General features: G+C 41.3%; 22 protein-coding genes and 1 other annotated feature. Of the genes, 4 read left to right on the forward strand and 18 right to left on the reverse strand.

Annotated elements, in window-relative coordinates; all coding sequences use genetic code 11:
• Entirely contained in the window at positions 1–2,448 is a 2,448-nt protein-coding gene (locus MKX41_RS12540; protein ID WP_340970809.1) for a glycoside hydrolase family 38 N-terminal domain-containing protein, read from the forward strand.
• A 250-nt stretch (positions 2,449–2,698) separates the two neighbouring features.
• On the opposite strand, the gene metG is transcribed toward MKX41_RS12540, so the two are convergent.
• On the reverse strand, positions 2,699–4,345 hold the full coding sequence (metG, locus tag MKX41_RS12545; RefSeq protein WP_340970812.1) for a methionine--tRNA ligase: 1,647 nt from the start codon (positions 4,343–4,345) through the stop codon (positions 2,699–2,701).
• A gap of 44 nt (positions 4,346–4,389) precedes the next feature.
• Positions 4,390–4,651, reverse strand: a binding site (T-box leader).
• Between the two features lie 125 nt (positions 4,652–4,776).
• Here metG and MKX41_RS12550 point away from each other — a divergent pair.
• A complete protein-coding gene (locus tag MKX41_RS12550; RefSeq protein ID WP_076279623.1) occupies positions 4,777–5,241 on the forward strand; it encodes a DUF4362 domain-containing protein in 465 nt (154 codons plus the stop codon).
• 61 nt (positions 5,242–5,302) lie between these two features.
• Here the strand turns inward: MKX41_RS12550 and htpG are convergent, their stop codons facing one another.
• Positions 5,303–7,183 (reverse strand): molecular chaperone HtpG, encoded by a 1,881-nt coding sequence (htpG, locus tag MKX41_RS12555; RefSeq protein ID WP_340970816.1) that lies wholly within the window; start codon positions 7,181–7,183, stop codon positions 5,303–5,305.
• Positions 7,184–7,466: 283 nt separating this feature from the next.
• On the opposite strand from htpG, the gene MKX41_RS12560 reads away from it, so the two are divergent.
• The gene (locus tag MKX41_RS12560) at positions 7,467–7,877 is read left to right on the forward strand and encodes a VOC family protein (protein WP_340970819.1); all 411 of its coding nucleotides are present in this window, start codon (positions 7,467–7,469) and stop codon (positions 7,875–7,877) included.
• Here the strand turns inward: MKX41_RS12560 and MKX41_RS12565 are convergent.
• Entirely contained in the window at positions 7,860–8,735 is an 876-nt protein-coding gene (locus tag MKX41_RS12565; protein ID WP_042189369.1) for a LysR family transcriptional regulator, read from the reverse strand. The two genes, MKX41_RS12560 and MKX41_RS12565, sit on opposite strands and share 18 nt — an antisense overlap.
• Before the next feature lie 121 nt (positions 8,736–8,856).
• On the opposite strand from MKX41_RS12565, the gene dapA reads away from it, so the two are divergent.
• Positions 8,857–9,753: a 4-hydroxy-tetrahydrodipicolinate synthase gene (gene dapA, locus MKX41_RS12570; protein ID WP_340970825.1), complete on the forward strand. Its 897-nt coding sequence runs from the start codon at positions 8,857–8,859 to the stop codon at positions 9,751–9,753.
• A gap of 417 nt (positions 9,754–10,170) precedes the next feature.
• On the opposite strand, the gene MKX41_RS12575 is transcribed toward dapA, so the two are convergent.
• The 15 genes from MKX41_RS12575 to MKX41_RS12645 all read right to left on the reverse strand — a co-directional run bounded on the left by MKX41_RS12575 (position 10,171) and on the right by MKX41_RS12645 (position 26,276).
• On the reverse strand, positions 10,171–10,587 hold the full coding sequence (locus MKX41_RS12575) for a CDI toxin immunity protein (RefSeq protein WP_340970828.1): 417 nt from the start codon (positions 10,585–10,587) through the stop codon (positions 10,171–10,173).
• A 351-nt stretch (positions 10,588–10,938) separates the two neighbouring features.
• Entirely contained in the window at positions 10,939–11,853 is a 915-nt protein-coding gene (locus tag MKX41_RS12580) for a phosphotransferase (RefSeq protein ID WP_340970831.1), read from the reverse strand.
• A 410-nt stretch (positions 11,854–12,263) separates the two neighbouring features.
• A complete protein-coding gene (locus tag MKX41_RS12585; protein ID WP_340970833.1) occupies positions 12,264–12,902 on the reverse strand; it encodes a hypothetical protein in 639 nt (212 codons plus the stop codon).
• A 413-nt stretch (positions 12,903–13,315) separates the two neighbouring features.
• A complete protein-coding gene (locus MKX41_RS12590; RefSeq protein ID WP_340970837.1) occupies positions 13,316–13,873 on the reverse strand; it encodes a hypothetical protein in 558 nt (185 codons plus the stop codon).
• Between the two features lie 732 nt (positions 13,874–14,605).
• On the reverse strand, positions 14,606–15,934 hold the full coding sequence (locus tag MKX41_RS12595; RefSeq protein ID WP_339796738.1) for an SMI1/KNR4 family protein: 1,329 nt from the start codon (positions 15,932–15,934) through the stop codon (positions 14,606–14,608).
• Positions 15,935–15,953: 19 nt separating this feature from the next.
• Positions 15,954–16,463, reverse strand: a complete 510-nt coding sequence (locus MKX41_RS12600) for an endonuclease V (protein WP_042189378.1) — start codon at positions 16,461–16,463, stop codon at positions 15,954–15,956.
• Between the two features lie 927 nt (positions 16,464–17,390).
• Positions 17,391–17,666 carry a hypothetical protein gene (locus tag MKX41_RS12605; RefSeq protein ID WP_339242067.1) on the reverse strand — a complete coding sequence of 92 codons (276 nt, stop codon included), beginning with the start codon at positions 17,664–17,666 and terminating at the stop codon, positions 17,391–17,393.
• Between the two features lie 152 nt (positions 17,667–17,818).
• On the reverse strand, positions 17,819–18,166 hold the full coding sequence (locus MKX41_RS12610; protein WP_076299224.1) for a hypothetical protein: 348 nt from the start codon (positions 18,164–18,166) through the stop codon (positions 17,819–17,821).
• A 608-nt stretch (positions 18,167–18,774) separates the two neighbouring features.
• The gene (locus MKX41_RS12615; RefSeq protein ID WP_076285444.1) at positions 18,775–20,130 is read right to left on the reverse strand and encodes a DEAD/DEAH box helicase; all 1,356 of its coding nucleotides are present in this window, start codon (positions 20,128–20,130) and stop codon (positions 18,775–18,777) included.
• Positions 20,131–20,463: 333 nt separating this feature from the next.
• Entirely contained in the window at positions 20,464–21,036 is a 573-nt protein-coding gene (pduL, locus tag MKX41_RS12620) for a phosphate propanoyltransferase (RefSeq protein WP_042128797.1), read from the reverse strand.
• A gap of 138 nt (positions 21,037–21,174) precedes the next feature.
• A complete protein-coding gene (locus tag MKX41_RS12625) occupies positions 21,175–22,140 on the reverse strand; it encodes a dipeptidase (protein WP_340970849.1) in 966 nt (321 codons plus the stop codon).
• A 148-nt stretch (positions 22,141–22,288) separates the two neighbouring features.
• Positions 22,289–22,549, reverse strand: a complete 261-nt coding sequence (locus tag MKX41_RS12630; protein WP_019910496.1) for a stage V sporulation protein S — start codon at positions 22,547–22,549, stop codon at positions 22,289–22,291.
• A gap of 200 nt (positions 22,550–22,749) precedes the next feature.
• Positions 22,750–23,544: a TIGR00282 family metallophosphoesterase gene (locus tag MKX41_RS12635; RefSeq protein WP_042189389.1), complete on the reverse strand. Its 795-nt coding sequence runs from the start codon at positions 23,542–23,544 to the stop codon at positions 22,750–22,752.
• 142 nt (positions 23,545–23,686) lie between these two features.
• Positions 23,687–25,228, reverse strand: coding sequence for a ribonuclease Y (gene rny / locus MKX41_RS12640; protein WP_042128807.1), 1,542 nt, complete (start codon positions 25,226–25,228; stop codon positions 23,687–23,689).
• 316 nt (positions 25,229–25,544) lie between these two features.
• Positions 25,545–26,276 (reverse strand): regulatory protein RecX, encoded by a 732-nt coding sequence (locus MKX41_RS12645; protein WP_094870271.1) that lies wholly within the window; start codon positions 26,274–26,276, stop codon positions 25,545–25,547.
• Positions 26,277–26,434 lie beyond the last annotated feature (158 nt).

Here is a 26,434-nt window from a genome sequence, read left to right on the forward strand (position 1 = left end):
ATGAACACCCACAAACCATGGAAAATTTACGTCATTCAACATTCCCATACGGATGTTGGCTATACAGAACGTCAAGAGAAAATCCGGCAGTATCATGTCAATTACATTCGGCAAGCGTTACAAATTGTACGTGACATCGAAAGCGGTGCTCGCCTGGATTGGAAGGGCTACAAATGGGTATGCGAAACGTTCTGGCCTGTTGAATCCTTCCTCTTAAAAGCGACACCAACAGAAAAAGAAGAATTCGCGCAAGCGGTACAAAAAGGCTATATCGGTCTATCTGGAACCTATCTCAATTTCGGCGAGCAATTAAATCAAGAGATGCTCTCCGTCATGATTCAACGGATTACTGACTATGGTCAATCGATTCAATTCCCGGTACGTTCTGCTATGACTGCAGACATCACTGGCTTTGGTTGGGGATATAGTCAAGTCTTGGCCGATGCTGGTATCGAGAATTTAATAACCTGTATTCATACACATCACTCTATGTTTCCATTATGGAAGAAACAAATTCCATTCTGGTGGGAAACACCAAAAGGTGATCGAATTCTAACGTGGAGTGGCGAGCATTATATGTTCGGAAATGACCTCGGCTTGATTCCTGGTATAGGAGGTTCCTATACGATTCGTGATGAGCATGACGTGCGAAAAGGCGTGTCCTTGGAAGTCGCTGAAGCGCGGTTTGATCGATATTTAGAGCAATTAGTTGAAGATGGCTATACCTTCCCGTTAGTACCTGTCATGGTATCTGGGCTCCCTACAGATAATGGCTCACCGAATGCCGCATTAATGGATTTTGTAAACCATTGGAATGCGTTGCATGGTGATCGGATCTTGATTCAACCAGCGATACTGGATGATTTCTTTACAGATTTAAGAGCATATGCGAACGAGCATCCGGATGAGATCGAGACCTTTCGAGGAGATTGGCCGGATTGGTGGACAGATGGCTCAGCTACTACTCCGATGCATGTTCAGATCTTCCGAGAGGCGCAACGCGTGTACACGAAAGTGAAGCAATTAGATCCTACCCGTGAGATTGTTGACCAAGAGCGGCTCGAAGCGATTGAATATGAGTTGGCTTTATTCGCCGAACATACATGGGGATACCATTCCTCTGTGACAGAACCTTGGAACCCGTTCGTACAAGAGCTTGGCTGTCGAAAAGAAGCTTATGCCGCAAATGCGAGTTCACTTGCCCATACCGCATTATACGATATCCTTGAGGCACAAGGAGATGCACTATTAGGACCAGATCGTCCTATGAAATTTGAATTGCATAACCCAAGTGAATTTATACAAACCGATTATGCCCAGTTAATTATGGAGGGCTGGTACATTACAGAGCTGAAAAATGGCTTTGAAGTGATCGATGAAGTGACTGGAACCGTCTACGAAGCTCAAATGGTGACGGGACACCGCGGGGTCATCATTACAATTCCAGTAACTTTGCAGCCTAATCAAAAGGTACAATTGACGATTAAGGCAATCGAAGAGCATCCGCCCGTAACAGCATATCGAACCGATTATGTTGGATCCGATCGCATGCTGGATATTATTCCTCCGGTTCCACCGAAGCTACATGTGACGCCTAAATTTATCGAGTCACCTTTCGTTCGGATCGAATGGGAACTTGGGGCAGGGATTACGAAGTGGTTCGACAAAAGCAGTCAACAAGATTTACTACGGTCTGATCGGAAACACAATGCATTCTCCCCTGTCTACAACGTAACACAAGCACCTAATGAATTTGGCATGTATGATGTACGTCGTAAGATGGGACGAAATCGTAGAGGCGCTGATGCGATAACCTCTGTCGGAGCATTAGTTTATGTCAATATCATTGAAAAGGGTGCCCTTTATGGAAAAGTTCAATTGACCTATCGCGTGAATGGTTGCAGTCACTATTCCTTACTCGTCACCGTATACGGTGATCGCGCACGTGCTGATGTAGCTGTACGCATGCATAAGGAAAGTGTATGGGATCCAGAAAATGTGTACATTTCACTTCCGTTTGGGAGTGCTCCCGCTGCTGGGCAAGATGCGCTGTGGATAGAAAAGACAGGCGCAGCCTTACGTCCACGAATTGATCAATTGCCTGGATCCTTAGCAGATTTCTATTGTGTCGATGAAGGTGTAGCTTTTGTCCGTGACACACATGGTGTTGCCATTGCGATGCCAGATACACCTCTCATCCAACTCGGCTCCTTAGACTATGAGGATCGACTATTGAGCGGACACCCTGGACTCGCGCATGATCCAGCCCATCTCTATTCATGGCCCATGAATAATTATTGGGAAACGAACTTTAAGGCGACACTAGGTGGATTCTATGAATTCCGTTACTACATCGCTTGGGGGGATGAGCTTAATACGTCAGAAGTAGCATTAGAGGCTTGTAAGAGTATGAACGCGGGTATCCTTGCATGGAGAACAAGTAAGTAAGAGAATAATCATATTATCAGTTAGACGAATCACAAAGTCTTCCTCGAGAAGTACGGATTGAATAAGATTTGGAAGCATTTTAAACTTTCACATGAGGTCGCCTCTTTCTGTTACAGAGTCATTTGATGGTACAAATGATTCCACAAAAAAAGGCGTCCTTTTTGCTATGCTGTGATTTAATTTATTGGTTAATCAGCAGGGATGTTTTTAAAGGGTTAAGGATCCTGCCCGGAGCTTGTCTTAACCATTCCTATTTATTGACTTTTTGTTGTTCTAATCTTTGCTCTTCTTCTTTAATTTGACTTATATCAATTCGTTCAAACAACAATTGCAAATCAGTTACCTGTTGATAAGGGGGAACCGAGCGGGGCTTCCAATTCGGTAGTTCAAGCGATAGGAATCCCCTGATCTTCTCACAAGAAAACGGTAGAAACGGATGCAGCAAATTCGCCAAATTAGCTATAATCTGCACGCATGTATATATTGTAGAACCACAGGACTCCTGATCTTCTTTTACCTGAATCCAAGGTTTTTGCCGATCAAAATACTGATTTGCCTTACGTACATAAAAGAAAATATACTCGAGCGCATCCTTCAAATCTCCCGCTTCAATTAGGCGTCCTGACTCCAGATACAAGAGGTCAATGTTGTCGCTCCAGCCCTTATCTAACTTTCCACTTGGCACGATCCCTTCATAAAACTTCTCTACAAAAGCCAATGAGCGATTCACAAAGTTACCAAATGCTCCAAGCAGCTCACCATTATGACTATAAATAAACTCTCTCCAGGAAAAATCCGTATCCCGCTTCTCAGGCCCGTTGGCAATTAAGAAATAACGAATAGAGTCAGGATGATACCGCTCTAGAATATCAGGTACCCAGACTGCCCAATTACGGCTAGTGGAGAACTTCTGCCCTTCAAGGGTTAAATATTCGCTGGATATAATCCGATCCGGTAAATGTAGTTCTCTTGCTCCTAATAAGACGGCTGGCCATATCAGAGTGTGAAAAGGAATATTATCTTTACCATGGACATAATAAGCGGTGATGTCCTCTTGTTCCTCTGACCAAAAATCCTCCCAGCTCCGCCCAGACTGTGCAGCCCACTGCTTACTGGCTGATAAATAACCACTTACCGCCTCAATCCAAACATAAATCTTCTTGTCTTCAAATCCAGCTATAGGAACATCTACACCCCAAGATAAGTCTCTTGTTACCGCGCGGTCCTGCAGTTCTTCTTTTAAATAACGTTTGGTCAGTTTTATAGCGTTTTCTCTCCAAAATTGTGCTTCCTCTACATATTCCGTTAATTCAGATTGAAATTTAGATAAGCTAAGATAAAAATGTTCTGTCGGTCGTTCTGACGGTGTATTCCCACATAATTTACAGACTCTGTCCAATAAATCGGCAGGGTCTAGAATCGTAGAACAATAATCGCATTGATCTCCACGCGCCCGCTGGCCACATACTGGACAAGTCCCTTCCACGTATCTGTCTGGCAAAAAGCGCTGATCCACCTCACAGTAAGATTGCGCAATGGTTTTTCTATATAAATGACCATTCTCTAGTAGCTTCGCAAACAACTCTTGCACAACCTTATGATGCTGCTGTTGATCCGTTCGAGTATAAAGATCATAACTAAATCCCAGCTGTTCAAAACACTGCAGAAACTCTTCGTGGTATCGACTGGCAAAAGCTTCAGGTGTGATCCCTTCATTAGCAGCCTGAACCGCTACAGGTGTGCCATGACAATCGCTGCCTGACACATATAAAACGTTATCCCCCTTGCTGCGAAAATAGCGTGCCAGCACATCCCCAGGCAACACACTTGATAATCTTCCAAGATGTAAAGATCCATTCGCATACGGCCAAGCACCACCAATAAACACATTACTCATTAACCTTCTCCTCCTTTTTTTAGACAACAAAAAAACTCCCATCCACAAAGGACGAGAGTTCTACTCACGTGTTACCACCTAATTTTATAAATGCCTCATGACATTTACCTCTTCAGGTACGACGTTAATAAACGTTTATACCCTAGCACTTTAACGGATGCAGGTTCCGGCGCAGCCTACAACCCAAAAGGTTTCGATGCGCAGCTCTGAGACCATATTCCCAAGGGTTTTCTTTACTCCTTTTCAGCGACCGGAGCTCTCTGTTGAAAGAATTGCCGTGGTACTCTTTCTCTTCTTTGCTTTTACATATTCAAGTTAGAGAAAATAATACTCAATTTGTTGTTTATTGTCAATGTGAAACATCAAGCTCTCTGTAACTTTTCCAGTTAATCTCCGTCTTTTATATAAATACGTTACAAGGAGGTCCCTCAGTGAAAAAAGTAAATTTGCTTACACTCTCTGTTCTTTTACTAGCAGGAGTATGGGGTTGTTCCGATAATAAAGTTAATTCTGTTCCCAAAAGTGAACCCTATACTTCCAAAGAAGCCATCAGTAGAGGGGATATTGTTTCTTTTGAAAAAGTGTACAACCTCGATAAATTCGAGAAATTTATAACTAATCTCTCCAGCAAAAAAGCAGACAATATACGCGTTACAAGTTACACAGATGAAGGCGATCCCATATTTAAGGATTTAAAATTTGACGGTAACGTGATTAATTACAGCTATGATACTTCTAATGATGCATTCGGTGGAAGCAACACAGGAGTCAGAACCGATACCTGCTCCGAAGTGACGAGTAAAAAAAGCACACAAGGTGAAATTATCTATTCGATCAGCGGTTGCACAAATAATGCCTCTGAAATTGATTACTACCTTTTTCGCACAACAAAATGAAATACTGAAATAAAAAAGACCACCCAATCATAATACAATTGGATGGTCTCTGTACTTCATATTATTTCATGATTTTGCAAATATCATTGGTGAATTGAACAGGATCACTAACCTGTAGACCTTCGATCAACAGGGCTTGGTTGTACAGCAGGTTCGTGTATAAACCGAGCTTTTCTTTGTCGTTCTCTGCTGCCGCCTTCAAGGACTGGAACACTTCGTGATGGATGTTGATTTCGAGTACCTTATCCGCTTGCACCTCTTGGCCATTCGGCATCGATTTCAGGATTTTTTCCATCTCGATTGTCAGTTCACCTTCGGCAGAGAGACATACCGGATGAGTCTTTAAACGTTTGGAAGCTTTAACATTTTTCACTTTGCCGGACAGGATGTCCTTCATCGCTTCAAAAAGCTCCTTGTTTTCGTTCTCTTCCGCTTCCGTTGGCTTGTCCGCTTCGTCGGCTTCGATCCCCAGATCTCCGCTGGATACGGATTTAAATTCTTTTTCCTTATAAGACTGAATCATCTTGATCGCAAATTCATCAATATCATCAGTGAAGTAGAGAATTTCATACCCTTTATCCGATACAAGCTCGGTTTGCGGGAGCTTCTCGATTCTGTCGATCGACTCTCCGGAAGCATAGTAGATATATTTCTGATCTTCTGGCATTCTTGAGACGTATTCGTCCAGCGTAACCAGCTTCTTCTCCTTAGAGGAGTAGAACATCAACAAATCTTGAAGGGTGTCTTTGTGCATCCCATAATCGTTATAGACACCAAACTTAAGCTGTCTGCCAAAAGCATTATAGAACTGCTCATATTTCTCTCTTTCATCCTTCAGCAGGCTTTGCAGTTGGCTTTTCACTTTGTTCTTAATGTTCTTAGCGATCAGAGTCAGCTGACGGTCATGCTGGAGCATCTCTCTGGAAATATTCAAGGAAAGATCCTCTGAGTCCACCATACCTTTTACAAAGCTGAAGTAATCAGGCAGCAGATCCGCACATTTGTTCATGATCAGTACACCATTGGAATAGAGCTCAAGACCTTTTTCATATTCCTTTGTGTAATAGTCAAACGGCGTATTTTCTGGAATGAACAGGATTGCATTATACACTACAGCACCATCGGCACTGATATGAATATGTTTAAGCGGCTTATCGAAGCCGTAACGTTTCTCTGCATAGAAGTTATCGTAATCTTCTGTAGTCAGCTCGCTTTTGTTCTTGCGCCAGATAGGCACCATGCTGTTCACGGTTTGTTCTTGAATAACTTCTTCGAACTCGTTCTCCGTGCCTTCTTTTGGCTTTTGCTCCTTCACGTCCATTTTAATTGGGAAACGGATGAAGTCGGAGTATTTTTTAATGATGGATTTCAGGCGGTATTCTTCCAAATATTCATCATATTGATCTTCTTCCGTATTCTCTTTAATCTTCAAAATCACATCAGTGCCGACAGAATCCTTCTCGACAGTCTCGATGGTATAGCCGTCAGCGCCCTTAGACTCCCATTTAAAGGCCTCGTCACTGCCTAATGCCTTACTGATCACTATAACGTCATCAGCCACCATAAACGCAGCGTAGAAGCCCACCCCAAACTGTCCGATGATGTTGTGGCCATCTTTAGCTTCGTTCTCTTTCTTAAAAGCAAGAGATCCACTCTTCGCGATTGTACCTAAGTTATTCTCCAGCTCCTCTTGTGTCATCCCGATACCTGTATCGGAAATCGTCAAGGTTCTGTTCGCCTTATCGGCGGTCACTTTAATATAATAATCTTCTTTATTGAAGACCAGGCTTTCATCAGCTAATGCTTTGTAATAGATCTTATCAATTGCATCACTTGCATTGGAAATCAACTCGCGCAGAAAAATTTCCCGTTGTGTATAAATGGAGTTAATCATCATTTCCAGCAATCTTTTCGATTCGGCTTTAAACTCTTTTTTGGCCATGAATAAGTAAATCTCCTTTCAAAATAACATCTTGTCCAACATTTCGTGATTAGCACTCTTGTTAGATGAGTGCTAATTCTTCTTTTTATATAACATAAACTGATTTTGAATGTCAATATTTACAGCGACTTTCTTTAAAGAATGCTATCTTTTGTATACAAATTTAAGATTTTATTGATCATTAATGATTCACTTGCGCGTAGGCTGATTCTATGTTTTAAATAGACTAGATGCATAAATTCCAAATAAATGGTTATCATTATCAGACCTAGGAGGAATTCGAATGAATAAACAAACGCAGTCCATTGTAAATTCTTCAGCAACAAGTCCCATTAAGAATTTGATTGGCAGTGTATTTATCCCCGTACACGATATTGAAAAAGCCCGCAGCTGGTATTGCCAAGTCTTAGGACTCCATGAAGCAAATCATCCGATTATGAACGGTCATTTATGCCCGTTAACTATGCAAGGAAGCACTGGGATCATTCTGGACACCATGCCCATGTGGGGAGGTTTAGAGTCTGAAGGGGCTCCTCCAATTACAACACCTGCTCTTATGCTTATAACCGATGATTTGCAAGCCTCTTTCAACTATATGAAGGAGCTCGGTGTAGAGATAGTAACCGAAATTCAAGATCAACAATGGTTTGTGGTGAAAGACCCTGATGGGAATAAACTAATGATTTGCAAGTAACATTTGCGTTAGAAATTGCAATGGCTGAGACTTCCACTTCTTAGGATGCATCAAAAGCTGCAGATCAAAATGAATTTCTTGATGTGCGAATGGCAGCTCAGCCAAGTTCCCCCGCTCAATTTCTTCCTCTGCAACAATTTTAGGTAATAATGCAATCCCTAACCCATTCATAACACATCGTTTGATCGCTTCTAGATTCGAAAGCTCAAAACCAATGCGGAATATAATCCCGTGCTCTTTTAACAAATTCTCGAACAGACTCCGATAAATACAGCTCTCTTCAGAAACAATTAATTCGCAGTTATTTAGATCCTGTAACGTTACTGTATCCATCTGGGCAAGGGGATGGTTAATGGGAGCTATCAACACGAGCGGTTCATCTCTTATGATCGTACGATCAAGTAAAGAATCCGTAGTGGTACGATCCAGCATCAAACCGATGTCTACTTCCCCATCTTTTATTTTGGCCAAGAGGTTAGCTTCCTGCATCGTTTGTAGATGGATATCAAGTTTCGGAAATTTCGTCCTCAACTGCTGTAAGTAGGGTGGCAAGTAGAAAGCAGCTAATGAATCAATCGTACCAATCGTTAGCGTACCTCCAATTTGCTGGGCGATGGTTTCTTTAGAACGATCATACAGATCCAAAATCTCCACGAATAGCTTCAACAACTCTTCTCCAGGCGGGGTAAGACGCAGCTGTCGACCATGCCTTTCTATCAATGGCACTCCGTATTCCTTCTCTATTTTCTGTATTTGCATCGTAACACTCGACTGCGCGTAACCTAGCTCTTCAGCAGCCCGTGTAAAGCTCTGACGTTTAGCCACCTCGCGGAATGTTCGTAAATAGGTTAAATCCATAACCTCACCCTAACATCAATATTTTTGATGATACACATCATTTATTATAGCTAACGACGATGCAACATTCCATGGTAAAGTGTATGTAGAGGAATTAAAATATTTTGGAGGCCGATAATTTATGCTTACAGAACAACAGATTTATGGAATTTATGTCCCCGTGGTCACCCCGTTCAATGCTGCTGGTGAAGTCGATCTGGATTCGTATCAGCGTTATGTAAAGAACATTATTAACAACAGCATACAAGGTCTGGTCGTTAATGGAACCACCGGTGAATCGCCAACTGTAACCGTAAATGAAATGCAGCTTCTAGTAAACACTTCTCGTGAGCTTTTACAATCAACATCTATCCCCTTAGTAGTCGGTACAGGAACCAATGACACAGCTTCTACGGTAGCACGCACAGAGATCGCAGCTAACCTTGGTGCGGATTGCGCACTAGTAGTCGTCCCTTATTATAGTCGTCCATCGCAAGAGGGCATCATTGCCCATTTCCGCAAAGCAGCAGAAGTAGGTATTCCGATCATGGCTTATGACATTCCAAGTCGTACTGGTACTGCTATGACCCTAGACACTGCACGCACAATCCTAGAAATGAATAATGTTGTCGGATTAAAAGACTGCTCAGGTAGCACCAAAATGGTTACTGAGCTAGTTCGTACAGGTAGCAAACCTGTGCTTGGCGGCGACGATTCACTCTTTTATGAAATGCTTAACTCCGGGGCAGCTGGTGGTATGCTTGCTACTGCGAACGTTTATCCAGCAGAATGTATCCGTATATACGAAGCCTTCAAATCGGGTCAATTCGACTTGGCAAAAGAAAACTTTGAACAACTACTGCCGATCATCCGTCTCTTGTTCAAGGAATCGAACCCCGCTCCAATCAAATGGATGCTTAGCCAGAATGGCCTAATCAATTCGGATACGCTTCGCCTCCCAATGACTTCCATCAGCACAGCGCTTCAGCAAGAGCTTAGTTCTTATGTTCAGGACAATGCAATTGAAGCGACTGCATAAGAGAAAAGATAACAGCCGTTATACAGTGAGGAACTGCTTAGCGGCTATTTTTTTGTAAATTTAAATTCTCTGTAACTAATGTTCTGATATTATCTATTCTTACCCCTCTTCATCATAAGTTCACTAATACGCCCTTCAGAAACATCTCCTGCCATATTTCCAAATGCGATGGCTAGATAATCAGGATAGTTTTTCCTGCCGAACATCTCACTTAAATCTTCTTGTTCGGTGAAAATAAAGTATTAGACTGGAGTTGTTGATTTAACGGGGGTTTTGAATTGGAGATTACTCAGTTTTTAAAAAATTAGTTTTAGACTGATTCATTAAAAGAAGCAGCGGCAGAACAAGACTTGATAAATAAAGTCTAAGACTGACGCTGTTATTGAACTAACGTTCCCCGTTAGCTTAATAAGCACCTCATATCCAGCCTATTGTTATTACCTCATCATGACAAAATTCAATTACATATCTTAACGATGGACTATAAATCCATTGGTCTGGTCCCATATCCATAATATCCTCAATGCTTTCTAGTATTGTAAATAAGGAGGTCTTTACCAATGGGTATTTATATATCCCAACAATAAGGTAAACAGGAACTGAAGTGTCCAAAGATTGATTAGATAGGACGGTAGGGATATTCCATATGTCTTCTTTAGTAAGAATAATTTTTTTATTTACCTTTTCCCAATCAATTCTTCCCCAAAATCCAATCGGAAAACAATCTGTCATTTTACTTTCAATCTTATCACTTTCGCTCTCATCTAATATATCCACTTTGTCCTTTTCTGGGAACAGCTCTAACATCTCTGAAATTCGTTTCTCTTTTTCCAATTTTTCTTCATGTTTCTTTCTTTCTTAAACTAGATATTCTAAACGCTTTTTTCTTTCTTCCCTATTCACAGGATAATGCTCCTTTACTAACCGACTATTTATAAAATGTACCACATTCTTAAACTAAACTGCCCGTTAGTTCAATGAAAAAAGCAGGATACCGTAGCTCCTGCAAATCAATTTGTATTATTCAACTATCGTTCCCAGTTAGCGCAACGACTTACTCTGTTGAATTTCGTGTTCCTCAACATAAAGCGGCATCAGAGAAGGCGAATCGTACCTTATCGCGGCCTTTAAACGACAAAATGGAGCCGATAGCCCTAGCCCCATAGCTGCAACGAAATAATGAGCCTAATCCGACAGTGCTCGCATGATGTTGGATTTCGCCTCTGCCGCAATCGCTTCATTCCCGTCATCGACCGCTTGCATCAAGATCAGTACGGGGATGTATACCGCGATCAGCCGCGCCAGCAGCTTCGTTTCCTCGTCCGCTCCTCCGTAAGTTTCGAAAAACACGCCGCGAGCGTAAGGTGGTAAAAAGCTGTAAGCAACGCTCAAATCGCAAGCCGGATGGCCTACGCTCAGATCGCCCCAATCAATGATGCCGGAAACGATCCCGTTCTCATTCACAAGCATATTTTTGAAATGAAGATCGCCATGTAGCAGTGCATTCACCGCCTCGACATGGTCCGTTTGCAGCCTGCTAATATACGCTTCGATCACACCGGACTCCTCCGGCGACAAGTGTTCAACCACCTTCAATAGAAAGCCCTCCAATTTCACTTTGCGCGATGCTATGTCCGTCAAGCTTCGATGATCTTGCTGAACTCCGCAGTTCAGCGCCGCCTGCACCGGAAACTCATGCAATCTCCGCAAAAATTTCGCCAGCGTCTCTGCCGATAAAGCCCGGCGTTCTTCCGTCAAACCGATGGGGAAATCTCCTGGCACGTAGGCATAGCCAAGAAATGGTGCCGGGTATTCGTCACTTGCTTCGCCATAAAACAACGGTTTCGGATAGGGGATGGTCATATATGCCTCCAGCTTCGGCAGCAGCTTCCCTTCCATACGAATCGAGCCAACTGCAATCGTTCTTCTTGGAAACCGGAACACGTACTCGTCACCGATGAGAAAAACCGTATTGTCCCAGCCCCAGCCCAATCGTTTCACTTGCTTCGATGACAGCTGAGGGAATTGTCTGCCGATCAGCGTCCGCGCCTGCTCTTCGTTAACCTCCCACTCCGCATCCCATACATTCGTACCTCTCATGAAATGTCTGCCTCCTCGTTCCTTACTTTATTTAGACGTTTACATTCCCTGGAAGTTACTCATAACTGCCCGTTAGCTTAATGAAGCGTCCGCTAGTCTAATACTTTTTTTCTCAGTCTACAACTTTATTTTCTCAGGACATCAATATATATAATAATTGGACCAAGCCTTTCATCGTCTTTAGTTTTTAAGGTAACTGCAGCAAATTCATCTTTTATCTGATTTGAACAATTATTTTTTTATCCAATTAGCATTTCGTTCATCCTCAATTCCAAACAGTACAACAGATGCTTGCCCCACTGGATTTAACTCTATTTTTCGCACTTCTTCTGTAAGGCTATTCCAAGCTATTTAACTTATTGATGACATTCTGAAGTCCCTATTTTGTTGACTTCTTGAAACAGAAAATTTCAAAGTACTACTCCTAGTTTTGAGAGAACCCGATCCATTTTATCAAAATGTTCTTTGTCGCTTGAAGCATAAATCAAATCAAAACTATCGTCATTATTCATCACCGTTATTATGCTGTCATCGTAATTCCCATAAAATTCGATGCCAATCCAATGCCGAAAGGAAATACCTTTGTTTTTAAAATTTTCACGAATAAAATCCAAGTCGGTTTGTTCAATGGAATAGAACGATACACAGCCGTATTCAAGAGCGAATACGGTTTGCAAATAGGCCATCGCCTGAAAAAAATCGGTCAATGTTTCAAATTCCATTTTCCATACCTTTTCATCGTAACTCATATAGACAGGGGGATTGGACCTGGATAAATCGTTCCTATGGATTCCCCAGACACAGGCACGCTGATTCTCGCAATAAAAAATTAAATATTCGCTATGCTTGAAGTATTGGAATTGCTCGGGCTTGATCAAACTATCTTGCGTATGGTTCAGCCGCTCGTCTTTACCGAGTTCCAAATAATAATCTATAAACACCTGGGGCAATTCACCAAAATTATTTTTAATGGTTTGTATCTCGTCATGACTAAACCCGTTTCGTTTCGTAATATGAAACAGCTTTTTAATCATTGTAAAATCAGTCATCCGCATCACACCTTATCCTTGTATAATTTGCTATCGATTGACTTAAGAATATTCCAAGTCAGTCTCCTTAACCATCAAGGGGGCATGTTATTTATTTTACCATATCTTTACTCCACTAATCTGCCCGTTAGTTGAACAAAGGGCTACCTCTCGGCAGCCCTCATTATTGAACTCTAGTTCCTCGTTAGCTTAACGACACGATAACATAAAAATCCCAATATATGGTACAATGTTGTTGGAAGTTTGAAAGTCATCAATCTAGCATTAAAAGGGGGCTGCTGAGAGTTGAGTAAAGAATTCAATTCCAAAACTCTCATAAATTTTACTTGCTACATTTACAGTAAGAAACAAGCCAATAGCCAAAAAAACAATTGATTCAAGCAATATAACAACATCTTTTTTTAAGCCTTGAATTACGTCCAATATTGCTCTTCAATCTTCAGATCCTTATGTCTCTTATCTACGTACTCATTCTCACTAATTATTTCTATTTCATTAGAATCAAAAAAACTAAGCAATCTCAATCCTTCATTTAACAATTCATCTTTATATTGTGGGGAAAACTCTGACCTTTTAACTGGGTCTGCAAGTTGATCATCGTAATCAAATACAATATATTTAAGGGCTATCATCCTAAAAAAGGAATATCCATTACAATACTCCCTGTAAATGTGTGAACAAGAACTAATGAATTCCTCCTCAATATAAACAAATCGATTTAATAGATCTCTGATCTTAAACTCTTCAACTGACCTATAATTAAGAATTTTTGTAAGTTGCCCTTCTAATTCATCCATCACATATTTAGAATTATATTTTAGATTAATCAATCTAAAATAGACATCTTTACCTAATGATTCTTCAAGTATCTCTTCTTTGTCATAAAGCCACTGTTCAAATTCCTTTGTTGAAAGTTTATTCCTCAAGACTGAGTGAAACCATTCTATAATTTCTTCATTGATCGGATCCATGATTTCAATCCTTTCCTTGCACCGCGGTTTCATATAACGCCCTATTTACGAACTTCGTGAATTTTCTTATGTATGAAGTATTCTTCGAAATGCTTACGCTCTGCTGCCCGTTAGTTGAATAAATAAAAAACGGCTGCCGAAGCGACCGCTATTCCACTAACGTACCCGTTAGTGTACTTTCATTCTATCCTAAAACAGAAATGCAAACTAGCGTTCTTGTTTCTGTGTTTATATAATCAGGGGTTTCAGACAACGTCTTATTCGCGAACTTCGTGAATAATTCCGTATGTTGAGTATTCGCGAAATTACTGAGCTATCCTGCCCGTTAGCGCAGCAAGGCTGCCAATCGTGCTGGCAGCCTTGTCATGGTTGAACTATCGTTTCCCGTTAGCATTCCTGTAGAGCGTTATCTATCGTCACTTATCAAGCTGACAAATTTCACGAATAAATGAGCCTTCGTGAGAAAACTTAATAGCTCTTTGGCAATCGGTACATATTCTTGACATTGTACATTGACAAGAATATGTACCGATAAAACAATAAAACCACGATTTACGCGGTAATTAATCGGCTTATATTCTTGTCATTCGACAGAAAAATAAGGCCACGGTGTAAACCGTGACCTGCCTAAAACTAATTGGTTGTTGGTCTTGTAGATATTAGACCCACTAATATTTATAGGATAAAGTTTGATTTATGGTCATGCATCCGCATTGTATGAATAATGAGTAATTATTCTTTGTCAAAATAATCATCTGGCAAATTTAATTTTTTCAAACAACCTGTAAATTTTTCTCTGAAATTAATATTGCTTTTATATTCCGGCCATGCAACCTTATAATGACGCAATAACTTCTCATGAGGGATAACGCCCCAAAATAAAATAGTGTTTTTCACAACCTCCTTATCGCCACCCACTAACATCTGTTCAATGATTTCCCAACTTTCCGATTTGTCATTGCAATTGCGTGTGGCATAGATTGCGGCAGATTGAATATTCGAGTCGGTGTGGCACAAAAAGGACGCAAAGTTCTGAAGTGTAATCGCGCCGGAAGATTCCAAAACATACCCCACATGACGTAACGTTTCCGAATCGTGAACCCTGTCAAGACTTTGCAATATCACTTTTATAAATTCCGCTAAATCAAAAGATTTACCGTACCAATTCAGAATCATTAAAGCTTGTAAAAAATCTTCATTTCTTTCAGAATACAACAGCTCCAGAAGATAGTCTCTTCCCGCATCAAAAGAGGTTTTGCAGATTAGCTGAATGGCTGTGGTGCGATCATTTTGTCTTTGCTCAGCAACGCTCCTTAAAAAATCAATGGTTGGCTGCGAGATTTTCTTAAACTTGAACATTCCATCAAGCGCTTTTGATTTGATTTCTTCGTTTGGGGCGTTTTGATAAACCTGTATCAACGCATTTTCATCGCCCGGCATTCTACTGCCAAACCATGCGATATCATAATCCAGAATAATTTCGTCCAGCCAGCGCTCATACCAGTCCAGAAAGTTGTCTTCATAGACAAAGAAAAAGGGATGATCAGGATAAAAAACTGCAGTGTAAATGATTTTCCCCCTGTGTTTCCCTTCAAGTACGAGATACATATCGTATTCACAGCCTTGTGTGCCAATGCACAACATGCCGCCCATCACCCTATCACGGGCGGCGTCGTATTCCGGGTCGGAGATGTCTTCATCACTGATCAGTGGCTCGATCAGATGGTTCCATTTTTCTTTTGTCATTCTCGGGTGTAGAACGCATTTTGTAGTGAATGCATTTCTTTCGGTATAGGAAGTTGCTTTTTCAATCGAATAAATCCCGTAATAAGGCCCGGCACCTCCATTTCCGACTTTCGTTAAAAACTGGGCATAAGGCTCCGGAAGTGTGACTTGATTCTTTGCTTGCCAGTCCGCAAGCTCTTTTGCTGTAAGCACTTCATAAACCTTGTATTTATGTGAAGATGCTCCAAACACCAAAAAAGCCGTATCTTTGCGCATGGCCTTTTCGAGTTTGTTTTTTATTCGATCAAGTTGTGTTTCTTTCTTCCAAAACAACATATTGAATCCCCCCTGTTGATTATAGCCGGGCTTCCTTCGTTTGCTTATCCAGCAATTTCAGCAGATGCGGAAATCGGTATTCTCCGTACATACTCTGTATGTGCTCGGCAGCGACTGCTAGCTCCATGCCGACAGAGGTTATATACAAAGGCTTGGAGCTGTTGCCTCGGTAAAGCTTTTTGACAAAGGCTTCGTTGTCGTGAAAGGCATTTTTTGCAACACCGATCACTGGAATTTCCCCTGAAAAATTTGTGTAAACATAATGTCCGAGCCCGGGCTTTTTCTCATTGTTTAAGTACACATAGCCATCCACAACAATGGTATGTATTTGATTTATGTCAGTAAGTTTCAACAGTTCCTGTATGCAAGGGAGCTCTCGTTTATAGAAAAAACCCGTTTCGTATTTGTGAGGGTTTTCCGTATAAGACATGATGACTTCGAGTGGTTTAGAATCTTCCCAACATTGAAAAATAACCCCCACTGATTTCGCTTTATTTTCCTCATAATACACATCGACAGCGATGATCATTGATAGCGATTCCTTCCTTTAAGCTCATTTTAAGCTATAGATTATAGCCAATATATCACATTTTGGCGTGCAGGATGATCTATAGATTATCCCAATACCACCACTCCACCAATCTAACCTATCAAGGGGCGGGTAGTATTTATTCTGCCGCAGGCGCAGCACAGAAAAAATCTCCACCCTAAAACCCTTGACAGGCTGGATTTTTGACGTGCCATTTCGCCGCCGACAACGGGGAACAGGATTTTATCCTGCCCCCGGCCTCCTCCAAAGAATAGGATAGGGTGTAAATGATTGAATCTAAATGTACAGTTTCGCTTGGATAAGATTGTACAAAACGCTTGAATAATAACAAAGAATTAAGAATCTTTGGCTCTAACTAACGCCTTCCGCTCTCGCTTCAGTTGTTGGCATATATAGAGTTGGAATGGTTTTGTTTCACAAACCATTCACTTCTATACATGTAATATTCACAGAAAACTATGTACAAGAAGCTCACTTGTACGCATATAATCCTAGAAAAGCGCTTAGCAGCTGTTTTTAAGGATTATACCAATCATTTTAGAACATTCTTACACAAGCAAATATGTACATCCTTATATCAGCATTTACAAACTATCCTCCGTTAACTTAACGAAGAAAGGAGCAGCTGCCGCGGTGGCAAACTGCTCCCAGGATCTCTAGACTAACGTGTCCCGTTAGTTCAAGAAGAATCGTAAACATTTCACTATTCCTTTACTTCGGTTAATTTCAATAAAACGCCCTTTTAACTAACCTGCCCATTAGCTTAAAGCCATTACCGCAAAGGTACCATCGACAGCAATATTACTACTCCTGTTTAATTTTTGATAATATATCATAAAAAAGACTATCGAATGGACTTGTCGATAGTCTTTTTTGGGCTATTTTTGAATGGACGCATTGTTGCAGCTATTCCTTTAGGGCATCCACATATTGCTTCGCTTCTAATAGTGACAAACCAAGCACTTCTCTCGCTTTTTTAACAGCTGCTACTTCCTTGCCGTTACGTACGAGCTGGAGAACCTCATTTTGAACAAGATGTGGGGGCAGACCTTCAGACTTGGCAATTTGGTCAACGTTTACGTGCATTGTTTTGATACGAGCTTCCATGGCACTTACTTTGTTATACACAGTTAAACATACAACTAAGGACACAAGTGATATCGTAATTGATAGGTATTCCATTTGCGACACTCCCTTCTATCTCTTCTTTTATTCTAAATGAAGATGTCTGGTTAAACAAATTGATGTCGTGTCCTATTGAACTAACCTGCCCGTTAGCTTAATAACGCAGTGTCAGTCTAATACTTTATTTGCCGAGTCTAACACTTTATTTTTCAGTCTAGAACTCTATTTTCATTTGACACTTCTCTCTCACATTTAATTTTCTCGCAGTCTTCAATAATGAACTGAATCTCTTCCGCTGTAAGCTTAGCTTTTTTCGAAGAAAAATCCTTTTTTAAATTGTTGTAGACTTTCTTATTATTTTTGAGCAATTTGAACTCATATCCCATACTACTAACATAAAAATGTTTTGGCTCATGACTATCAATTCCATAACCCGAAACTTTAAGTATAGTTAGATATTCTAAAGTTTTATTTTCTATGTATGCAGCAGTGGACCTATGATGTCCGTCAATTAATGTACTCATAAAACCTTCATAAAAATATGCGAGCCCAGTCATGATCTCCCCATTTTTAATTTGCTCCCTATATTCATAACTCTTTCAATGTTTAAACAATCGATTCGTTGAGAAGCTAAAAGGAATTTTGGAATCACCGTGCTTGAATGGTACTTGTAAAAAACATCAGCTGACGCATTATACGTTCTCCTCTTAGTAAATAAGTTCCAAAAAAACTCTCCTTCTCCGTTAGTTGGTATCATTTCTATATAAGACATCAGGTAATAACCATTTTCTAGAATACTCAGTAGAGGTTTAACCTTTTCAAATGCAGTACTAAGGTCATTCCCTACCTCTTGTGAATCTTTAACTTCATCAATCGCTCACCAGAGTTATCCACCCCAAATTTAGTTATTAACTTTCCACTCCCATTATTTACTCGAAGTAACAAGCATCCTTGTCCCATGAGTTAAAAATACTCGGAATGATTTCTTCGCATACGATCGAATTAGGTGCCTTAAATATCTTCTTCATAACTTCCACCCCACCCTAATATTACAAAAACTATACCCATCTTGAATTCCCCTTATCATCAACTAACAAAAAAACCATCAGATTTCTCTGACGGTTTTGAGGTCTTACTATAAAAAACGTACAGCGTTCAAAGTAACTTATCTGCTGCTCGTTTGTCTTCCTTTAGTGAACCACTCGGACTTTGGCTTTAATGGAGGGTTAGACTTAGGTTTTGCTTTGGCAGGTTTTGATGCCGCTGGTTTTGCCCCCGCTGGTTTAGCTGTTGATGGTCTGGAAGTCGATGGTTTAGAAGATGCAGATCTCGAACCTGACGGTTTCGAAGATCGTTCTGTCTTCATTTGCGTTTTACGAGACATCGGATACGGATGATCCTTCACTTCTGGAATCGATTTTCCGATCAATTTTTCAATATCCCTAAGGAACGGAAGCTCTTCAGATTCGCAAAAAGATATTGCCGTTCCGCTTAACCCAGCTCTACCCGTACGACCGATCCGGTGCACATAGGTTTCTGGAATATTCGGCAAGTTGAAGTTGATTACATGAGACAGCTCATCAATATCAATTCCTCGCGCGGCGATATCCGTAGCTACAAGAACGCGGGTTGCACCACTTTTAAAATTCCGCAATGCATTCTGACGATCATTCTGCGATTTATTGCCGTGAATGGCTTGTGCAGAAATGTTCACTTTCGCTAGATCGCGTGTAACACGGTCCGCACCACGTTTTGTACGAGTAAACACCAGAGCAGAAATGATTGATTTATCCTGTAACAAAAGATTCAATTGATTCTGCTTATTTCCATTCTCTAATAAATAGATCGATTGATCGATTCTATCCGCAGTAGATGACACGGGTGTGATTTCTACTTTTACTGGATTCACAAGCAAGGTTTTGATCAATTTGGAGATCTCAGTAGGCATCGTTGCCGAGAAGAACAGTGTTTGTTTCTTCGTTGGCATTTTGGCGATAATTCGCTTCACATCATGGATGAAACCCATATCTAGCATGCGGTCAGCCTCATCCAAGACAAGAATTTGGACATACTGTAAATCCACACGTTTTTGATTGATCAGGTCGATAAGTCTTCCTGGTGTAGCAATTAAGATATCAGCACCTTGATTCAGGGCACGCTCTTGTACTTTCTGTGATACACCGCCAACGATGGCAGCAGAGCGGATATCTGTGTATTGGCTATACGCTTTTATGTTATCAGCAATTTGAATCGCAAGTTCTCTTGTCGGTGTTAAGATCAGCGAGCGAATGCGTCGCACATTGCTTGATTTATTGGGACTTGTTTGTTCGCTTAATAATTGAATAATAGGTACAGAAAATGCAGCTGTCTTTCCTGTTCCCGTTTGAGCACATCCAAGTAAATCTCTACCTGCTAATACAGCTGGGATCGATTGCTCCTGTATAGGTGTAGGTGATGTATAGTTTTCTTTGGTTAAAGCCTTTAAAATCGCAGGCATAATATTCAGTTCGTTAAATGTCATTGGGTCTCCTTAATTTCTAATACATATATTCTTAACATTAAATCCATTTGTCACGTCATAAACAATAATCATAACACAATTAGTCACATAATAATAGATATTCTTTATCATCACACCAATTTTCATTAAAAATCCATTTCAGGATACCAGTACAATTAATAGCTAATAAGAACTATGCAGTCCGATACCTTAGCAAAACACATCAAAATACCGAAATAGCTGCTATACAGTTCGAAAAATGTTTAAGTATGCGTATCAGCCAAATAACGTTTCCCAACACACAACAAAAAAAGCGAAGGATTTCTCCCCCGCTTCTTATCATTCGTATGAAGACTAGTCTACGATTTCAGCAGTGTCGCCATTGTTGGCACCAGCAGCATTAGCTTCGTCAGTATCAATATGCATATCAAGTTTGAAGCTGTCGGATACACGAGCAATTACGTTCTCCAATACGAGACCGCGGTCGCCACCGAGACGGACTTTAAGCAATTGCTTATCCGCAATGCCCCAAGCTTCAGCTTCAGAAGTGTGGAAGTGAATGTGACGAGCAGCGATGATAACGCCTTGTTCTAATTCAACTTCACCAGCAGGTCCTTTGAGCGTAATGCCAGGTGTTCCTTCAATATTTCCAGATTCGCGAACTGGAGCTTTCACGCCAAGTGCGAAGGAGTCAGTACGGGAAATTTCTAATTGGGAAGCCGGACGAGCAGGTCCCAAAATTCTTACCTTGTCAAATTTACCTTTGCTACCGATAACTGCTACTTGTTCATTTGCTGCAAATTGTCCTGGTTGGGAAAGTGGTTTGAACTCAGTTAATTGATATCCTGGGCCAAACAGAGCCTCCACGTGCTCTTGCGTAAGGTGAATATGTCTAGCCGACACACCTACGGGTACAGTCTTACTCATTGTAAAGTCACTCCTTGTATTTTCTCTAGTATCTGTACAAGCCATTAACCATTATACATCTTCTTACCCAAAAATAAAAAGGGCTGCATCATAACGAAGCCCCTTTTTTCGACAATTTATGTTTTTTGCACAAGATTGTCATGGTTTAGACACCTGAGAGGGTAAGTTTGCGCTTAAAAAAGAGGTCGCATTCTCATACATCCAGCCTTTCACAGTATCCTCTGAATAATAACGAAGAAGCTGCTCTATAAGATCAGGGTATTTTCCCGGATGTTCCAACTTCTCTACCCAAGTATCAATGCCGTCAAAATCCGAGCCAAACATCAAATGCTTCTCTCCGCCGAGACTACATACATGTTCAATGTGCTTTAGCAGATCATCCATGCGAGCCTTCCCATCATCACGTACAAACCACGGATAAAAGGTCAGGCCCATTCTTCCATCCATTGCAATCAATGCTTTAATCTGTTCATCATTTAAATTTCTAGCATGCCCACATATAGCTGCAGCATTCGAATGGGAGGCAATAAACGGACGATTGCTTAAATCGGCCAACTCCCAGAACCCCGCTTGCGACAAATGCGACACATCAAGCAGCATTCCACTTTCGTTGCACCATTCTATCAGCTTTCTCCCTTTTTCCGTAAATCCACCATTACGCTTCTCTAGCACACCATCTGCTGCCCAGTTCGCATAATTCCAAGTCACACCAAGAAACCGTACTCCAAGTTCGAAACAGAGCTGAGCATAGAACAAGTTCCCTTCTAAGCCGTCTACGCCCTCCAGAGAGAGCATTGCTTGTGGAGGTGCGCCTACTAATCGATTCCCTACTTGCTCCTTCCACTGTAACCACTGAAGCCCATCTGTGTTCACTATCTTTTGCCTAAAGAGATCAATTTGCCCTAGAACATGTTCAAAGCTTGGTTTTCCTCTGTTAGTTGAAAGATATATTGCAAAACATTGCAACTCCACTCCGCCAGAAGCCAGCCGCTCCGCAGTAACATCTAATCGAGGATCATTGTCAAAATTTATATCCGGGGAGGCTTGCATTTTGCTTAGCACATCACAATGGAAATCCGCTACTTTAAACTTATCAGCCCTCATTTTACAACCCCACTTTCTCACTGTCCCAGCCGTTCATTTCATTTCCAAATGCCTATTTCAGATACTATGCAAAAAAACGCCAGACTATAAATCAAAAGCAAAAAACCTGTTTACAAAAGTAAACAGGTTCAATCATTCTATAGGTCTATTATCTGGGTTCAACAATCAGTTTAATCGCGGTTCGATCTTCCCCATCAATCACTATATCAGTGAACGCAGGAATGCAGATCAAATCTACTCCGCTTGGTGCAACAAATCCCCGGGCAATGGCAACTGCTTTGACTGCTTGATTCAGTGCTCCAGCTCCAATAGCTTGTAATTCGGCCGATCCACGTTCACGAAGAACACCCGCTAATGCGCCGGCGACGGAATTTGGATTGGATTTAGCTGATACTTTTAATACATCCATAGTAAGTACCTCCCCTGGGAAAATAATGGTGTTCTTCCACTACTTTAGATGTTATTCGCGAGAGAAGAAATAATTCCTTCTTTTTACGGACCACGTCTTCCAAAAACGGTATTAAAGATACTCTTTTATGATATTAAAAATATCACACTTTACCCTAACTCAGCGAAATTACCCGGATTAAACCATACTCTGTTCTACGTTTAGCTCATAACCCATTCATCTTCACGTAACCGTATCTTCTCCAGACGAGTCGCCGCACCAGTATTTTCATCTAATTCTGCAAATAAACCGTGAAGCTGCCACTTGCCTTCATCGACAACAAATCGTGCTGGAAGCTGAGTTGTGAACTTATAAAGTACTGCATCTCTTTCCATACCCAGAATTCCTTCGCTTGAACCAACCATTCCCGCATCGGTCAAATAAGCAGTTCCTCCTGGTAAAATCACATCATCATTTGTCTGAACATGAGTATGTGTCCCAACAACAATCGATGCGCGACCATCCATAAAATATCCCATGGCGATTTTCTCAGAGGTTACCTCTGCATGGAAATCGACTAAAATACATTTGTGATCTCTGCGAAGCTCTTCCACAATTTCTTCCCCGACACGGAAAGGACAATCGATAGCAGGTAAGAAAGTCCGGCCTTGCAAATTTACTATTGCCAGTTCTTTACCGTTCCCTTTAACGACTGTATAACCTCTTCCCGGTGTTCCTGGCGGAAAATTAGCGGGACGAATAATCCGAGCCTCATCATCGATGAACTCAAAAATATCTTTGTTGTCCCATGTGTGGTTTCCCATAGTTATACCGTGAACGCCCCAGTTAAAAAACTCATTAGCGATCGCCTTGGTGATCCCTCTACCGGCAGCAGAATTTTCACCATTAACAATAATGATATGTGGCTGATATTTACTTTTTAGTGAGGGCAACATCTCACGAAGAGCCTTTCTGCCAACATTTCCAACGATATCTCCAATAAATAGTACTTTAATGATTCTCTCCTCCTAATCTTAACCGCTATATCTAATGGATAAGACCTCATATTCAAAAGAAAAAAGGCCCCGCTTAGGGGCCAATTCTCAACAAATATAAGAAAGTATAAGTTACATCTTATCCCTTAACCTTATATTCCACCTATTTAGCGTATTCAACAGCCCGTGTCTCACGAATAACGGTAACTTTGATATGTCCTGGATAATCCAGTTCACTTTCAATCATTTTCGTAATATCGCGAGCAAGACGGAATGCCTCTGCATCGTCAATCTTCTCTGGCTGTACCATCACGCGTACCTCACGGCCCGCCTGAATAGCAAATGATTTCTCAACGCCTTCGAATGACTCTGAGATTTCTTCCAGTTTTTCTAGACGTTTAATATACGTTTCCAGTGTTTCACGGCGAGCGCCAGGTCTTGCTGCTGACAATGCATCAGCTGCACCAACCAACATAGCAATAACCGAGGTAGCTTCGCAATCTCCATGATGAGACGCGATACTGTTGATAACAACCGGATGTTCCTTATATTTCTTCGCTAGTTCAACGCCGATCTCAACATGCGATCCTTCTACTTCATGATCCAGCGCTTTGCCGATATCATGGAGCAATCCTGCACGTTTTGCAAGCACGATGTCTTCCCCAAGCTCACCGGCCATCAGTCCAGTTAAATAAGCAACCTCCATGGAGTGCTTCAATACATTTTGACCATAGCTTGTACGGAATTTCAGACGACCCAGAATCTTGATCAAATCTGGATGCAATCCGTGAACACCCACTTCGAAAGTAGCTTGTTCACCATATTCGCGAATTCGTTCGTCCACTTCTTTGCGGGATTTCTCCACCATCTCTTCAATTCGAGCGGGATGGATACGTCCATCTGCCACAAGCTTCTCAAGTGCCGTACGGGCTACTTCACGGCGGATCGGATCAAATCCCGACAAAATAACTGCTTCCGGCGTATCATCAATAATGAGGTCGATACCTGTAAGAGTTTCGAGTGCACGAATATTACGGCCTTCACGACCGATAATCCGCCCCTTCATCTCTTCGTTCGGCAGGGTAACAACTGAAACTGTTGTCTCCGCTACGTGATCAGCTGCACAGCGTTGGATAGCGAGTGTGATGATTTCGCGGGATTTCTTATCCGCTTCCTCTTTCGCCTGCTGTTCAATCTCTTTGATCATTTGAGCCGTTTCATGGCGAACTTCTTGCTCAACATTGCTAAGAATAATACTTCTTGCATCTTCGATGCTTAAATTGGAAATTCTCTCCAATTCAGTGACTTGGTTTTTGTAAATAACATCAATTTGCTGTTGGGTTTCATCAATTCGTTTCTCTTTGTTAGCTACTTGTTCTTCTTTTCTTTCAAGCGATTCCATTTTTTTATCCAGAGATTCTTCCTTTTGCAGCAAACGTCTCTCTTGCCGTTGGATTTCATTCCGACGTTCACGAGTTTCTTTCTCAGCTTCAGTACGGATTCTATGGACTTCGTCCTTAGCTTCCAATACTGTTTCTTTCTTCAGCGCCTCTGCGTCTTTCTTCGCGTTCTCCACGATGACTACGGCTTCTCTTTCTGCGCTTTGAATTTTAGCTTCTGCAAGGGATTTACGAATAAAATAACCGAACCCAAAGAATAATGCAGCTACAACGAGAACGATAATGACCCAGATCCATGCTTGCATCTGTTCACCTCCTCGTTGGTTCCTCTCCAAGGTATATCCCTGGGAATTGTGCAGTTGTTAAACTATCCGTTCATCACCATACAAAAAACCGGTAAATAACCGATTGCCATACTGCACATGCTGCACATGCACACTGCCCGCCTTATCCGGCGATTACATTTCATATGAGTTGTACGCGAACCGTTTTAAAAAGTCACCTTTTTGGGAAGGAAAAAGGATTCTTACTTTATGCCGATTCATGTTATATTTTATTATTTATAAAAAGACATTGTCAAGAGAGTCGATATGCGCATTAATGTCAAGAGAATCAGTGAGTCTAGTAAAATTCCTCATCTTCACCCTCATAATTGTCTTCCTCAAGTAAAGTATTGATCACTTGTCGCACCATATCACCCGAGAATCCACGCCGCATTAAGAAGGCTCCAGTCTTTCTGCGCTTATCTGTGGCTTCACCACGAATAAGATTCCATTTCTTACGACCAATCTGAAGTGCACTCTCTAGTTCTTGTTCAGGACTGACATTCTCCAGTGCTTCCGAGATCAAGGTTTTGTCGATTCCTTTCTCACGTAGCTCTTGGCGAATCCACATTTTCCCTTTTCGCTGGTTCGTAATGCGTTGCTCGGCCCATTGCTTTGCATACAAGGGGTCATCAAGAAATCTTTCCTGCTGTAGCCGTTGCACCACTTCCGCAATAATAGTCTCCCCTATTTCCTTCTGCCGTAAACGGCGAGTCATTTCCATAGCGGTACGTGGCTTCCGTTCTAGATAACGAAGTCCTTCTACATAAGCTCGTTGTCGCTCATCAGCAACAACAATTTCCTCCAAATCGGCTTTCATAAAAGAATTTCCAGTAATCATCCGATATTTAATCATGACGTCTTCGTGTACAGTCATGTTATAGGCTCCGAAATGTATGATGTAGCGGTGGTCCGACTTCTTCTGACGTTCTACCTTAGTAATTTCTAAAAGTTCTCCATCAGGAAAATCAGATAGGACCTGTACGTCCTGCTCATCCGATTCAAAATCCATATCCAGCTGTATTACCATAGTTGCTTGTCACCTCATAGCAATAAAATATCCCCACAAAGTGCAGCTTAACTTCGGTGCGTACTCAGGTACTTTGGGGGGACCCCAAATATATATGTTCTTACACTGTTAAGAAAAGACACCCTGCAACAATGAATCACAGGGCGTCCTATTCCTTA

Source organism: Paenibacillus sp. FSL R5-0475, from assembly GCF_038004585.1.
Taxonomy (GTDB): domain Bacteria; phylum Bacillota; class Bacilli; order Paenibacillales; family Paenibacillaceae; genus Paenibacillus_AQ.

Coding starts and splice junctions, on each gene's coding strand:
- MKX41_RS12595 (WP_339796738.1), bottom strand. CDS start 15,934: ATGTTGTTTTGGAAGAAAGAAACACAACTTGATCGAATAAAAAACAAA.
- htpG (WP_340970816.1), bottom strand. CDS start 7,183: ATGGCCAAAAAAGAGTTTAAAGCCGAATCGAAAAGATTGCTGGAAATG.
- MKX41_RS12625 (WP_340970849.1), bottom strand. CDS start 22,140: ATGAGGGCTGATAAGTTTAAAGTAGCGGATTTCCATTGTGATGTGCTA.
- MKX41_RS12565 (WP_042189369.1), bottom strand. CDS start 8,735: ATGGATTTAACCTATTTACGAACATTCCGCGAGGTGGCTAAACGTCAG.
- MKX41_RS12540 (WP_340970809.1), top strand. CDS start 1: ATGAACACCCACAAACCATGGAAAATTTACGTCATTCAACATTCCCAT.
- metG (WP_340970812.1), bottom strand. CDS start 4,345: ATGAGTAATGTGTTTATTGGTGGTGCTTGGCCGTATGCGAATGGATCT.
- MKX41_RS12600 (WP_042189378.1), bottom strand. CDS start 16,463: ATGATCATCGCTGTCGATGTGTATTATGAGGAAAATAAAGCGAAATCA.
- pduL (WP_042128797.1), bottom strand. CDS start 21,036: ATGAGTAAGACTGTACCCGTAGGTGTGTCGGCTAGACATATTCACCTT.
- MKX41_RS12645 (WP_094870271.1), bottom strand. CDS start 26,276: ATGGTAATACAGCTGGATATGGATTTTGAATCGGATGAGCAGGACGTA.
- rny (WP_042128807.1), bottom strand. CDS start 25,228: ATGCAAGCATGGATCTGGGTCATTATCGTTCTCGTTGTAGCTGCATTA.
- MKX41_RS12585 (WP_340970833.1), bottom strand. CDS start 12,902: ATGACTGATTTTACAATGATTAAAAAGCTGTTTCATATTACGAAACGA.
- MKX41_RS12605 (WP_339242067.1), bottom strand. CDS start 17,666: ATGGAATACCTATCAATTACGATATCACTTGTGTCCTTAGTTGTATGT.
- MKX41_RS12615 (WP_076285444.1), bottom strand. CDS start 20,130: ATGACATTTAACGAACTGAATATTATGCCTGCGATTTTAAAGGCTTTA.
- MKX41_RS12590 (WP_340970837.1), bottom strand. CDS start 13,873: ATGGATCCGATCAATGAAGAAATTATAGAATGGTTTCACTCAGTCTTG.
- MKX41_RS12580 (WP_340970831.1), bottom strand. CDS start 11,853: ATGAGAGGTACGAATGTATGGGATGCGGAGTGGGAGGTTAACGAAGAG.
- MKX41_RS12560 (WP_340970819.1), top strand. CDS start 7,467: ATGAATAAACAAACGCAGTCCATTGTAAATTCTTCAGCAACAAGTCCC.
- dapA (WP_340970825.1), top strand. CDS start 8,857: ATGCTTACAGAACAACAGATTTATGGAATTTATGTCCCCGTGGTCACC.
- MKX41_RS12610 (WP_076299224.1), bottom strand. CDS start 18,166: ATGACTGGGCTCGCATATTTTTATGAAGGTTTTATGAGTACATTAATT.
- MKX41_RS12630 (WP_019910496.1), bottom strand. CDS start 22,549: ATGGATGTATTAAAAGTATCAGCTAAATCCAATCCAAATTCCGTCGCC.